Raw genomic sequence first — 13392 nt, 5'->3', positions numbered from 1 at the left:
CGGGCAAGCCCGTGGTTAAAGAAGAATCAGCGCTCTCTGTTACGAGTGAACGGCAACCTGTTCAGGACCCTTCACCCGGTCGACAACAGCGGCAATCAGCAGCATCACCAGCGACGGCGGCAGCCAGGCGAGACCCTGGTCGGCCAGCGGCAGATGCTGACTGAAAGCGGGCAGCATATCTTTAAACCCGGTGGTTTTAATCGCATCAACAATGCCAAACAGCAGGCTGACCACCATCGCCGGTGCGATAATCCGGCTGCTTTTGTTCCACCAGTTCAGGGTGAAACTCAGCACGACCAGCACGATACAGGGCGGATAGATCGCCGTCAGTACCGGGATGGAGATCTGAATCAGGTGGCTCAGGCCGAGGTTCGACACCACCATTGAGAACAGACCCAGAATAAATACCAGCGTTTTATACGACAATGGCAGGTATTGCGCAAAAAATTCCGCACAGGCACAGGTCAGGCCCACGGCGGTCACCATACAGGCGACGAAGATCAGCGCGGCCAGGAAGAAGCTGCCCATATCGCCAAAGGTGTGCTGAACATAGGCATGCAGGATCGCGGCGCCGTTGGCGTTTTGATCCACCAGCGCGCCACTGCCTGCGCCCAGTTTGAACAGGCAGAGGTAGACCAGCGTCAGGCCCAGACCGGCGATCAGGCCCGCCAGCACGGTATAGCGGGTCAGCAGCGCCGCATTTTCCACGCCACGGGAGCGGGCCGCGTTCACAATCACGATGCCGAAGACCAGGGCGCCCAGGGTATCCATGGTCAGATAACCATTAACGAAACCGCTGGAGAAGGCCGCACGCTGATAGTCGGCGGTCGCCGTAATGGTTCCGCCTGCCGGCCAGAGCAGCGCAGCCACGCCGAGCACGGTCAGGGCGATAATTTTCAGTGGCGCCAGGAAGTGGCCCACGGTATCCAGCAGTTTGCCGGGATAGAGCGACACGCCAATGACCAGCACGAAGTAGATCAGGCTGTAGATAAACAGCGGCAGCCAGCCTTCACCGGTCAGCGGGGCGATCCCCATCTCAAACGAGACCGTTGCGGTGCGCGGGGTGGCAAACAGCGGGCCGACAGCCAGATAGCAGACGGTCGCCAGCACGATGCCCGCCACTTTGCCAATCGGGGTGCTGAGCGCATCCACGCCGCCGCCCACACGAGCCAGCGCGATCACGGTCATGACGGGCAGGCCGACAGCCGTGATCAGAAAGCCTATTGCGGCAGTCCAGACGTGTTCACCAGACTGAATACCAACCATGGGCGGGAAAATGATGTTACCCGCGCCAACGAACAGGGCAAATGTCATAAAGCCCAGCGCGAGAATGTCCTTCGAAGTTAAACGATGTGTCATACGGCCTGTCACTGATGTTGCGGTGGAAGTTGAGTTCGTGTTGTCCCCCTCGCTGCGTCTGAACCGCGACGACGTACACTGTCAGAGCACGGTGTCCGCTTCGGGCTGGCGCGCAGGTGGTTTAATCTGCTGTTATTCTGTTTACAGAGGGGTGGATCGACAACGGCGCTAAGTAAAACGTTTATAGCGGTGAAAGGCAATACGGGATCGGAAAACCAGAAGGTTATCCCGCCTTTTTTCCAAAAGGCAGAGGATAGCGTTGATTTTTTCAGCAGGCACACAAGATGATGTGCCTGAAAAGTCGTCAGGCCGTGAGAAATCCCCGCATAAACGACCGTTCAGATACACAAAAGGCGCGTTTTACGCGCCTGTCTGCACAACGTTACAGCACTACCAGACCTCTCTGGCGATATCGACCACTAAACGGATCTTCTGCCACTGCTCGGCTTCGCTCAGGCTGTTACCCTCTTCCGTCGAGGCAAAACCACACTGCGGGCTGAGGCAGATCTGATCCAGACTGACATACTGCGCCGCCTCCTCCAGCCGGATTTTCACCTGCGCCGGATCTTCCAGATCACCCAGTTTGGTGGTGATCAGCCCCAGCACCACCTGCTGATGGCCGGGCTTAACAAACCGCAGTGGCTCGAAGCCACCAGAGCGGGCGTTGTCATACTCCAGGAAAAACGCATCCACATTTACGCTGCCGAACAGGATCTCCGCTACCGGCCCGTAACCGCCCTCTGAAATCCAGGTGGAGCGGAAATTGCCGCGACAGACATGCAGGCCCACGGTCAGATCGGCAGGTTTATCGTCCAGTGCGCTATTCAGTACCTGAGCATAAATCTGCGCCAGCTGCTCCGGATCGTCGCCGCGCGCCCGGATGTCGCGCTTCTGATCCTCAGAACAGAGATAGGCCCAGACGGTGTCATCCAGCTGCAGATAGCGGCAGCCCGCGTCATAAAACGCCCGGATAGCCGCCTTGTAGGTCTGCGCCAGATCGCTGAAGTAATCGGCCAGATCCGGGTAAACCTCCGCGTCAATGACTTTGCGGCCGCCACGGAAGTGCAGCACGCTGGGGCTGGGAATGGTCATCTTCGGCACCGCATCGCCGGCAATGCTCTGCAGGAAGCGGAAATGGTCGAGCATCGGGTGATCGGCCGGGAAGCCCAGTTTGCCGACCACTTTCACGCCCTGCGCTTTGGTCTGCACGCCATTAAACTGAATGCCCTGCTCCGCCTCATAACGCTCAACGCCCTGGAGGCCATAGAAGAAATCGAAGTGCCACCAGCCGCGACGAAACTCCCCATCCGTGACCACCTTCAGGCCATTTTCACGCTGTTTCGCGACCACATCACGAATCGCCTCATCTTCGACCTTACGCAACGCAGCGGCAGCGATCTCACCGGCGGCAAACTGTTCGCGCGCCTGTTTGATGGCGGCAGGTCGCAGGAAACTGCCGACGGTGTCGGCACGGAACGGGGCGGTTTCTCTTTGCATGATCACTCCTTTCTCGCCTGCCGGTAATGACGGCAGGAAATAGTTGCATTCTGATATAAATAGCCATCTGGATGGCTAAATGTCTGAACACAGAGTGTCACGCACGCGGCGCGGCTGCAACTGAAGAAAATTCAGCGATGATGAAATTAATTCATGTTGGGCTATTGCAGGGAGGCCCGCGCCTGGGCGATCTGGCTTTCCGACAGCGGCAGATAGCCAGCCTCGCTGACGCGCCGCTGTCCCTGCGCCGAGAGTACCTGCTGCAGGAAGGCGGCCACCAGTGGCGGCAGCGGTTTACCGGGCGCTTTATTGACGTAAAGGTAGAGCGGACGCGCCCAGGGGTAGCGGCCACTGCGGATGGCGTCCGCATCCGGGACGATGGCCTGCCCCTGATCGTTGGTCACTGCCAGCATTTTTACCCCGCTGAGGTGAAAGCCGAAACTGGCGTAGCCGATGCTGCGTGAATTTCCGGCGACGGCCTGCACCACCGCCGCCGAGCCGGGAAACTCCGCGACGTCGCTGCGAAAATCGCCCCGGCACAGCGCCTGCTGCTTGAAGAATCCCCAGGTGCCGGAGGCGGAGTTACGGCCATAGCGCTGAATCGGACGGCTGCGCCACTGCGCCCCGGTTAAGCCGAGATCGCCCCAGCGCAGCGGCACATCGCGGGCGCCACACAGGCGGGTCACCGAAAAGATGGCGTCGAGCTGGCGGGGTGCGATCTGCTGCAGCGGGTTGCGCTGATTGACCACCACCACCAGCGCATCCATCGCCACCGGTACGGCCAGCGGAGGATAGCCGTAACGCGTTTCAAAGGCCTGACGTTCATCGGCCTGCATCGGGCGGCTCATCGGACCGAGCTGCGCCGCTCCCGCAGCCAGCGCGGTCGGGGCAGTAGAAGAACCCGAGGCCTGCACCTGTACGTTAACGCCCGGCACCTGACGGCTGAAATCTTCGCTCCACAGCGTCATCAGATAGCCGAGCGTATCAGAGCCCACGCTGCTGAGGTTGCCGGAAAGCGCACCGGGCTGGGCAAACGCCAGGCCCGGCAGCAGAGTCACAATCAGTAAAAGAAGGAGGCGCATCAGGGAGATCCGGCAGCGATTAATGAACGGCATTCTCCTGCATCATGCCGCTGACAATCAACCTTGCCGGCAGCGTAAAGGTAAAACAGGTCTCGCTGTATGGCACGCTGGTAATGTCGAGCCGCGCGTTGTGGTGGCTCAGCGCATGTTTCACAATCGCCAGCCCCAGCCCGCTGCCGCCGGTGGCCCGGGAGCGCGCTTTATCGACGCGATAGAAACGCTCGGTCAGCCGCGGAATATGCTCTGCCGCAATACCCGGCCCGTTATCGCACACCCGCAGGGTCGCGCCCTGTTTGCTGCGCAGCCAGCTGATATCGATCCGCGTGCCCGCAGGCGTGTGATTGACGGCGTTGTAAACCAGATTGGAGATGGCGCTGCGCAACTGCTCGTCGTTGCCGAACACCTTAAGATGGGGATCGGTGTGGAAATGGATCTCGTGGCGGCCACCGCTCAGCGTCGCCGCCTCATGCTGCAGCAGTTTCAGCATCACCGGTACGTCCACCTTCTCTTTCAGATCGATGGCCGGCGCGGCCTCAATGCGCGACAGCGTCAGCAGTTGCTTAACCAGACTGTCCATCCGCCGCGTCTGCTCTGACATGGTGTGCAGCGCTTTACTGCGCGAAGGTTCACTCATCACCGCGTCGTTCATCATCTCCAGATAACCCTGCAGCACCGTGAGTGGTGTGCGCAGCTCATGGCTGACGTTGGCAAAGAAGTTGCGGCGCGCGCCCTCCAGCTGGTGCATCTGCGTGACATCACGCGCCACCAGCAGCCACTGCCCTTCGCTGTAGGGCATCACGCGAAACTCCATGTGCAGTTTGTTGTTGAGCACCAGCGTCAGCGGCTTGTCAAAATCGCGCTGACGGAGATAGCGGGAAAACTCAGGATAACGCAGGAGATTGAGGATATTCTGGCCATTATCTTCCGGCCACCGCAGGCCAAGATGCTGCTGCGCCAGCCCGTTGCACCAGAAAATCGTTCCCTCTTCCGTCGTCAGGATCACCGCATCCGGCAGCGACTCCGCCCCGCTGCGGAAACGCTTGATCAGATTACCCAGTTCGCGCCGCCGCCGCCGGTTTCGCAGCTGCATCTGATAGAGGCCATAAAACAGCGGTTCCCAGCTGGCACGCCCGGCGGGCGGCGTCATGGTGCGGTCAAGCCACAGCCAGTGCGACAGCCGCATCAGATTGTGAAAGTGCCACAACAGCACCGCCAGTACGCTCAGCAGCAGCCACCAGGCCAGGCCGCCGGTCAGCAGGCCCAGCAGCAGCCCCGGCAGGCAGGCCAGCAGCAGTTCTGCAAGTAATCTCTTCCAGGAGAGGCGTTCCAGCACGGTAAAAGCTCCGTTTAGTAGCGGGCAGAGAAACGATACCCTGTTCCACGAACGGTTTGTACCATGCGATCGTGGCCGGAGAGTTCCAGCGCTTTACGCAAACGGCGAATGTGGACATCAACCGTACGATCTTCCACATAGACATTGGTGCCCCAGACGTGGTTGAGCAGCTGTTCGCGGCTGTAAACCCGTTCCGGGTGGGTCATAAAGAAGTGCAGCAGTTTATATTCGGTAGGGCCCATTTCCAGCGGCGTGGTTTCGGACATCACGCGATGTGAGGAGGGATCCAGACTCAGCCCCTGCATCTCAATCACCTCTTCCACGGCCATCGGCGAAATACGCCGCATCACCGCCTTGATCCGCGCCATCAGCTCTTTCGGCGAAAAGGGCTTGGTGATGTAATCATCGGCGCCGACTTCCAGCCCGCGCACCCGATCTTCCTCTTCACCGCGCGCGGTGAGCATCATCACCGGAATATCGCGCGTCATCGCTTCGCGTTTCAGGTGTTTGATAAACTGAATGCCGCTGCCGCCGGGTAACATCCAGTCCAGTAAAATCAGGTCGGGCCAGGGTTCAATCAGCTTGCCCACGGCGCTGTCATAATCTTCCGCCTCAATCGGCTGATAGTCGTTCTGCTCCAGAACAAAACACAACATTTCGCGGATGGGGGCTTCATCCTCCACAACCAGAATGCGCTTAGCCATTATTACTCCTGCAGATTATGACGGCTGTCACTGAGATTCGCGGCGCCATTATGCGTCAGATTTGTGACACTTTTATGAAAAACATAACCTGCCTGTAACCTCGTGGGTAATCATTTATGACAGGGCCACGACATTTTTTTGCTTTGGCCGCAGAGCCCGTATAATCGCCGGGCGAATCACAACGGCAGGGACTCATCATGCGCATTATTCACACTGCGGACTGGCATCTGGGGCAGTTCTTCTACAACAAAAGCCGGGCGGCGGAACATCAGGCGTTTCTCGACTGGCTGCTGATCCAGATAGAACAGCATCAGGTGGATGCGCTGATTATCGCGGGCGATCTCTTCGACACCGGGACGCCGCCCAGCTATGCCCGCGAGATGTTTAACCGCTTTGTAGTCGCACTGCAGCCGACGGGCTGCCAGCTGGTCGTGATGGCGGGCAACCACGACTCCGTTGCCACGCTGAATGAGTCGCGTGAACTGCTCGCCTGTCTCAATACCCGGGTGATCGCCACGCCGCAGGAGAATGACGACGTGCTGCTGCTCAGGACCCGCCAGGGCGAGCCGGGCGCACTGCTCTGCGCCATTCCCTATCTGCGTCCGCGCGATATCCTGCGCAGCCGGGCGGGCCAGTCGGGACGTGACAAGCAGACCTCGCTGCTGCAGGCGATCGCCGATCACTATCAGCAGCGTTACGCCGCCGCGCAGGCGCTGGGCCATGCGCTGCCGATCATCGCGACCGGCCATCTCACCACCGTCGGCGTCAGCCAGAGCGATTCGGTGCGCGACATCTATATCGGCACGCTGGACGCCTTCCCCGCCAGCGCCTTCCCGGCGGCTGATTATATCGCGCTGGGCCATATCCATCGCGCTCAGCGCGTTGCGGGCAGCGAGCATATCCGCTACAGCGGCTCGCCGATTCCACTGAGTTTTGACGAGCTGAGCAGCGAAAAAAGCGTTTTTCTGCTCGAGCTGGCGGCCAGTGGTCTGCAATCCGTCACGCCACTGGTGGTGCCGCAGACGCAGCCGATGCGGATGCTGAAAGGATCGCTGGCGCAGATCGCCGAGCAGCTCAACGCCTTCAGCGCAGTTCAGCAGGCGAAGCCCACCTGGCTCGACATCGAAGTCACCACCCAGGAGTACCTCAGTGACCTGCAGCGGCAGGTCGAGAGCCTGACCGCCGCGCTGCCGGTAGAGGTCCTGCTGCTTCGCCGCAGCCGTGAACAGCGGCAGCAGAGCCTGGCGCGGCTCGACAATGAAACCCTGAATGAGCTGAAGGTGGAGGAGGTTTTCGCCCGCCGCCTGGCGCTGGATGAGGCGCTGGATGAGACGCAGATTGACGAGATGACCACCCTGTTCCGCCAGACGCTGGCCGCCATGGAAGAGACGCAATGAAGATCCTCACGCTCCGGTTTAAAAACCTCAATGCCCTGCGCGGTGAATGGTTCATCGACTTCCGTGCCGAACCTTTTGCCAGCAACGGCCTGTTCGCCATTACCGGTGCCACCGGGGCCGGTAAAACCACCCTGCTCGACGCCATCTGCCTGGCGCTCTATCACCAGACGCCGCGCCTGGGAGCGATATCCCAGAGCCAGAATGCGCTGATGACCCGCGACTGCGCGGAATGTCTCGCCGAAGTAGAGTTTGAGATCAAAGGGGAAGCCTGGCGCGCCTTCTGGAGCCAGAACCGCGCACGCGGTACCGCCGACGGCAAGCTGCAGGCGCCGCGCGTGGAGCTGGCGCGCTGCGCCGACAACGTCATTGTCGCCGATAAGGTCGGCGACAAGCTAAAGCTGATCGAAACCCTCTCCGGGCTCGATTTCGAGCGTTTTACCCGCTCAATGATGCTCTCTCAGGGGCAGTTCGCCGCCTTTCTCAACGCGAAGGCCAGCGAACGCGCCGAACTGCTGGAGGAGCTGACCGGCACGGAGATCTACGGCCTGATCTCCACCGCGATCTATGAGCGCCACAAAGAGGCGAAGACCCAGCTGGATCTGCTGCGCAGTCAGGCGGGCGCGATGGCCCTGCTGGATGACGCGGCGCGTGCGGCGCTGCAACAGCAGCTCGCCGATCTCACCGAGGCGGAACAGCGGCTCAGCACACACTATCAGCAGGCTCAGCAGCAGCAGCAGTGGCAGCAGCAGACGCAGCAGCTTCAGCTGGAACATGAACAGGCGGAGGCCGCAGTTCAGCAGGCACAGGCAGCCTCACTGGCGGCAGAGGATGACCGTCAGCGGCTGGCCCGCAGCGAACCGGCAGAAAAACTGCGCAGCATCCTGCAGCAGCGCGACACGCTGCGCACCGATCAGCAGCAGATGGCGAGCCGCTGTCAGCAACGCACGGCGGACGCAGAGCAGGCACAGCAGCAGCAACAGCTGCATCAGCAGCACTACGGCGTCACCCAGACCGCCCGCCAGCAGGTGCTGCAGGAACAGCAGCAGCAGGAGAGTTTGCTGACTGACCAGGTGCTGCCGCTGGATCAGCAAATCGCAACGCTGCAGCAGTCGCTCCAGGAACAGCAGCAGGAGAACAGCCGGCAGCAGCAGCATCTGGACCAGACGCAGCTCACCCTGACAGCGCAGACGCGTCAGGTCGCCGCCTGGCAGCAGGCGATGGCAGAACAGCATCAGTTACGTCAGCAGCTGGCCGATGTGGCACAGTGGGGTGCCGCTCTGCCCGTCTGGCAGGAGAACTTTGCGCTGCTGGCTCAGCGTGAGGCAACGCTGGCTGGCCTGGCACAGCAGGCTGAACAGCAGCAACAGCAGATCGCCGCGCAGCAGGCGCAGCTACAGCAGCAGGCACAACAGGCGCTGCCGCGTCAGCAGGCGGAACAACAGGCACGCGCGGCGCTGTCGCAGGCGGAGCAAGTGCTGACTTCGCTCCAGGAGCAGCATCCGCCAGCGGCGCTGCGTGAGGCGCAGAGCCAGTTGCAGCAGAGCCGTCCGGCCCGGCAGCAACTGCTGCTGCTCGCCACGCAGTGGCAGCCGCTGCACCTGCAGCTCGGTCAGCGCCAGCAGCGACTGAGCGCGCTGGAAAAAGCGCATCAGCAGAGCGAGGCGGAACTGCAGACCCTGCGCGAGACGTGGAAACGCGAAAAGCAGCAGCTGGACGATGTCGAAAAAATCTGTGCGCTGGAGCAGCAGATCGTCGATCTCAGCGATTACCGCGCGCGTCTCACCGCCGATCAGCCCTGCCCGCTCTGCGGCTCCTGTACGCATCCCGCTGTGGAGGCCTACAGTTCGCTGGAAGTAAGTGCTAACCAGCAGCGTAGGGCTGCGCTGCAGCAGCAGACAGAGGCTCTGCGTGAAGCGGGCACAGCCAGAGGAGAGCAGCTGAAACAATCCGCGCTGCAGCAACAGAGCCTGCGTGAGGAGATCGCGCAGACGCAGCAGCAGCTCGATCAGCTTGAAAAGCAATGGCAGGCGCTGAGCAGTAAGCTGGCACTCACCTTCCCGATTGCCGATAGCGAGGCGTTAGCCGCATGGCAGCAGCAGCAAAGCGAACGTGAAAGTCAGCTTGAGCAGCAGCGCCAGGCGCAGGAAGCCGCAGAACAGGCGCGTCAGGCCGCGAAAGATCACTACCTTCAGCAGTCGCAGGCCTGGCAGCAGCATCAGCAGGCTGAACAGCTCGCTCAGCAGTCGCTCACCAGCCTGCAGCAGTCGCTGGAGGCGCTGCAACTGCGTCAACAGCAGGAGCAGCAGGCGTGGCAGATGCTACAGAGCCGTCTGGCACAGCAGTTCAGCGCTCACGATCTGACTCTCCCTGCCGCCGCCGATCGTGAAACCTGGCTGGCGACACAGCAGACGCGCTGGCAGCAGTGGCAGAAAAGTGAGCAACTGCTCACTAACCTTCAGCCTCAGCTGCTTAAAGGGGAAACTCAGCTCACTGCCCTGCAGCAGCAGGCGGAGCAGGAACAGCAGCAGCTCGCCGCCCGTCTGCAACAGCAGCAGCAGAGCCAGACGCAGCTCAGCGAAATGCGGCAGCAGCGCCAGGCGCTGTTTGGCGATCGCGATGTTGCACACGCCCGTCAGCAGATGCAGGCGCGTGTTCAGCAGTGCGATGAACAACTGACGCAGCAGCTGACCGCCCTGCAGCAGGTGCAGGCGGAGGTCAGTCGCCTGCAGGGTGAGTGCTCGGCGCTGGAAGCTCAGCGTCAGAGTCTCTGCCACAAACGGGCGGAGGCGGAAACGGCCCTGCGCCAGGCCCTGGAGCACGCCGGCTTTGCGGATGAAGAGCACCTGCGCGCGGCGCTGCTGGATGAGCAGACAGCCGTGCAACTGCGCCAGCAGCTACAGCAGCTTGATCAGCAATGTCAGCAGCAGCAGGCTCGTCTGGCGGATCTGGCGCAGCGACTGGCGGCCCATCAGCAGGCCAGGCCCGCCGCGATGCCGGAATCGGCCACTGCGCTGGCAGAGCAGCTGGAACAGTTACGGCTGGCACTGCGTGACAACGCCAGTCAGCAGGGGCAGATTCAGCAGCAGCTCAACAGCGATGCCAGCCTGCGCGCCCGGCAGCAGAGCCTGATGACGCAGATCGAACAGGATAGCGTGGCGCTGGCGCAGTGGAGCCTGCTCAACGATCTGATCGGCTCCGCCAGCGGCGATAAGTTCCGGCGTTTCGCTCAGGGATTAACGCTGGATCACCTGGTGGCGCTGGCGAACCGCCAGCTTGACCGGCTGCATGGCCGCTATCTGCTGCAGCGCCGTGCCCAGGATCAGCTTGAGCTGGATGTGGTTGATACCTGGCAGGCCGACGCTGCGCGTGATACCCGCACGCTGTCGGGTGGTGAGAGCTTCCTGGTCAGCCTGGCGCTGGCGCTGGCGCTGTCCGATCTGGTCAGCCATAAAACACGCATCGAATCGCTGTTCCTGGATGAGGGGTTTGGCACGCTGGATGCCCGGACGCTCGACACCGCGCTGGATGCGCTGGATGCGCTCAACGCCAGCGGTAAAACGATTGGGGTGATCAGCCACGTAGAGGCAATGAAAGAGCGCATTCCGGTGCAGATTAAAGTACGAAAAATGAATGGATTAGGTTACAGCCAGCTGGAACTGCCGCAGGGATAACGGGCACGTATCACTAAAATGCCTGCCCTGCTCATCGATCGCATGGCATAAACATCACAGGGAATTTCGGGTCCTCTCAGGCGATAAAATAGCTAACCCGGGCAGGACTCGAAATCCGCACTGTGTCAGACGACAGACGACAGACGACAGACGACAGAGATGATTCGATGTTAAGGCAGGCCTGCGGACTAATCCTGCTAAACAGACAGAACCTGCCCCACGCCTCATCACTCTGTGCCTTCAGCGCGTTTTAATTAACGCATTCCCCTTCCCGATCAATTCAGGGCCGGATGTTTATGCAGATAATCCGGTTTCCGACGCAGGGAGCAGGAAGCCGACGCATGGAAGACAGGAAAAAAGAAAACCGCTCTTATCATCGCCCGGCCTGGAATGACCACGGGCGGTTTCACTTCGAACTCATCTGTTACCCCAAAGAAGAAGATGCCCGTGCAACGGCTCCCGTGGATCGCTCCCGGTCAGTATACAGCGACCTGTCGGACGCCCTGGTATTCACGGTCCGCTCCATAATAAAAATCGCGCAGCAGGTGCCCGCACCATGAGAAAGCTCCCTCTTCAGCTGCTTTTCCCGCTGGCGATAGTCCTGCTGGCGGCAGGGTTCTCTATTCACAACTACGTGACGTTTGTGCATACGCCACCGGCGTTAACGGACAAGGAGAAACGTAGGGTCGATACCCTGTTTGCCACCACCAGAGCCCAGTGTGTGGGGCGCTATGTATTTGAGGTTCCGGCCTCGTTTGAAAATACCCTCACGGACCGCGCTCAGATCAATGAAGTCAGCATCAGCAGCAGGCGGCTCTACCCGCCGGCGTTTGCACAGCGTATCCGGCTGCGGGAGCAGGAGCTGCAGAACGGGCACACAGTGAGAAAAGTGGATCAGCCTTTTCTTAAACAGGTGTACCGGATGAGTGAAAACGCGGTGATATTTGATCGCAATACAAATGAGAGTGAGGCTGGCTTTGGCCGCATTCTGGAGGGGGCACCTGTACGCTGACGGGGTAGCATTTATTCTCACTCAAGAAATCAACGATTTGTCAGATCCTAAATATCAGGAAAGTAAAGAAAGCTTAATCAGGGCTGGTGTAAATACAGATTCTCTTAACACTAAATCCCGGAAGCTGGCTGAGCTGCAGGATTTAATGTCGCGCCTGAGCGGGCGTAAAGATGATGAAATACCGGCTCAGCCCGGCACCTGCATTTCACAGGGATTTATCCGCGACGGTAAGGGGACGCCACAGGAAGATATCACTTTTATTTACCCCCATAATCCAATCTTTTCTTTCGTCGTCTGGAGCAATAATGCCTTAAAAGAGAGTACCGACATGATGGAGCGAAGCGGTGAAATCCAGTCTTATCTTTCAGGAATTAACGCCAGAACGCTGCGTAAGGAAAAGACACAGATTGCTGACTTTGCGGCCAGCGAATGGCTTGCCACTGCGCCTTCAGAACAATCTCCGGATAATCCGACAGCACAGTTACTGTTTACTGCCATAGCCAATGAGAAAACAGCAGACTTCAGGCATCCCAATCTTGACCTGACGCTCAGCAATCACGCCCTGCCTCCCCCGGCTTACAGTGAAGCAGAACTGGTAGAGATATGGGACCGCATCACCCGCTCCTTCCGCATCAGAAATAATGCGTTCTGAGTAACGGGCGCCAGAGCGCCCGTCAGAGTCTGATCAGCGGACGCTGGCGAGTCTGTAACGTGGTCCGCGTTGTGCGCCAGCAGACGATCGCTGGTCAGCGACGCGGTTACCAGAAAGCGTGCCGCAAAGGCATATTTTCTCTTCATTTCTAATCCATGAGTTAAAGAAGAGGTCATCCGCTCAGGGGCGGTAAATTCTGGTTCTGCCGACAGTCAGAGGAATGCCATAGCATTCATCAGGCCGCGCTGTAAACTGTCGGCAGCAGACCGCCAGATCTTTCAGGGAAATTAGCCATTTAAATGAATTTAATTAATGTAATGAAGGGAGTATTGCCTGGGGTAATTATTGCAATTTCACTCAGCGCCTGTCAGCAAACGCCTGTAAAGCAAAAGAATAGCGTGGCAAATCTCTGTGATATCGCACGGGACCCTGACAGCAAAGCCTGTCACTGGACTAATCAAATGCAGCCAGTCCTGAACCAGCAGTTCAGCGATGCGTCGCGTTACGCGGGTCAGCAATGTCTGGTGCGGATGGAGTGGCAGCCGAGTGGACGGTATGCGGTAACGCAGACCGAAGGCAATGAGGCGCTCTGCCTGCGCGCCTGGCAACTGGTGGCACAGAGCCGCGATCTGCCGCCTCCGCCGGAACCGGATCAGCCAGCGTGGTTTGGCTTTGCACCTTAGCG

Annotated in this window: 11 protein-coding genes; 6 read left to right on the top strand and 5 right to left on the bottom strand. The window is 59.7% G+C overall.

Translation table 11 applies throughout. The annotated features are described in order from the left end of the window. Positions 1-39 precede the first annotated feature (39 nt). The 5 genes from brnQ to phoB form a co-directional block, all read right to left on the bottom strand. A complete protein-coding gene (gene brnQ / locus ACNY69_RS00520; RefSeq protein ID WP_418797126.1) occupies positions 40-1359 on the bottom strand; it encodes a branched-chain amino acid transporter carrier protein BrnQ in 1320 nt (439 codons plus the stop codon). 390 nt (positions 1360-1749) lie between these two features. Next, a complete protein-coding gene (locus ACNY69_RS00515) occupies positions 1750-2856 on the bottom strand; it encodes a cobalamin-independent methionine synthase II family protein (RefSeq protein WP_367396129.1) in 1107 nt (368 codons plus the stop codon). Positions 2857-3017: 161 nt separating this feature from the next. Further along, the gene (locus ACNY69_RS00510; RefSeq protein ID WP_111140028.1) at positions 3018-3938 is read right to left on the bottom strand and encodes a PstS family phosphate ABC transporter substrate-binding protein; all 921 of its coding nucleotides are present in this window, start codon (positions 3936-3938) and stop codon (positions 3018-3020) included. A 19-nt stretch (positions 3939-3957) separates the two neighbouring features. Further along, positions 3958-5271 carry a phosphate regulon sensor histidine kinase PhoR gene (gene phoR / locus ACNY69_RS00505; RefSeq protein ID WP_111140018.1) on the bottom strand — a complete coding sequence of 438 codons (1314 nt, stop codon included), beginning with the start codon at positions 5269-5271 and terminating at the stop codon, positions 3958-3960. Between the two features lie 14 nt (positions 5272-5285). Continuing rightward, positions 5286-5975, bottom strand: coding sequence for a phosphate response regulator transcription factor PhoB (gene phoB / locus ACNY69_RS00500; RefSeq protein ID WP_111140019.1), 690 nt, complete (start codon positions 5973-5975; stop codon positions 5286-5288). A 197-nt stretch (positions 5976-6172) separates the two neighbouring features. On the opposite strand from phoB, the gene sbcD reads away from it, so the two are divergent. The 6 genes from sbcD to ACNY69_RS00470 all read left to right on the top strand — a co-directional run bounded on the left by sbcD (position 6173) and on the right by ACNY69_RS00470 (position 13390). Then, positions 6173-7372: an exonuclease subunit SbcD gene (sbcD, locus tag ACNY69_RS00495; protein ID WP_418797124.1), complete on the top strand. Its 1200-nt coding sequence runs from the start codon at positions 6173-6175 to the stop codon at positions 7370-7372. Next, positions 7369-11043: an AAA family ATPase gene (locus ACNY69_RS00490; protein WP_418797122.1), complete on the top strand. Its 3675-nt coding sequence runs from the start codon at positions 7369-7371 to the stop codon at positions 11041-11043. The genes sbcD and ACNY69_RS00490 overlap by 4 nt, the downstream gene beginning before the upstream one ends. Before the next feature lie 341 nt (positions 11044-11384). Then, positions 11385-11603 carry a hypothetical protein gene (locus tag ACNY69_RS00485; RefSeq protein ID WP_418797120.1) on the top strand — a complete coding sequence of 73 codons (219 nt, stop codon included), beginning with the start codon at positions 11385-11387 and terminating at the stop codon, positions 11601-11603. After that, positions 11600-12055 (top strand): hypothetical protein, encoded by a 456-nt coding sequence (locus ACNY69_RS00480; RefSeq protein WP_418797118.1) that lies wholly within the window; start codon positions 11600-11602, stop codon positions 12053-12055. The genes ACNY69_RS00485 and ACNY69_RS00480 overlap by 4 nt, the downstream gene beginning before the upstream one ends. Continuing rightward, positions 12021-12707: a T6SS immunity protein Tli4 family protein gene (locus ACNY69_RS00475; RefSeq protein WP_418797117.1), complete on the top strand. Its 687-nt coding sequence runs from the start codon at positions 12021-12023 to the stop codon at positions 12705-12707. Before ACNY69_RS00480 ends, ACNY69_RS00475 begins: the two co-directional genes overlap by 35 nt. Positions 12708-13168: 461 nt before the next feature. Then, a complete protein-coding gene (locus tag ACNY69_RS00470; protein ID WP_233498984.1) occupies positions 13169-13390 on the top strand; it encodes a cell envelope integrity TolA C-terminal domain-containing protein in 222 nt (73 codons plus the stop codon). The last annotated feature ends 2 nt before the right edge of the window (positions 13391-13392 follow it).

Source organism: Pantoea graminicola, assembly GCF_048452665.1.
Lineage (GTDB): Bacteria > Pseudomonadota > Gammaproteobacteria > Enterobacterales > Enterobacteriaceae > Pantoea.
Note: the sequence above shows the minus strand (reverse complement) of the source record. Positions and strands in the feature narration are given on the sequence as shown.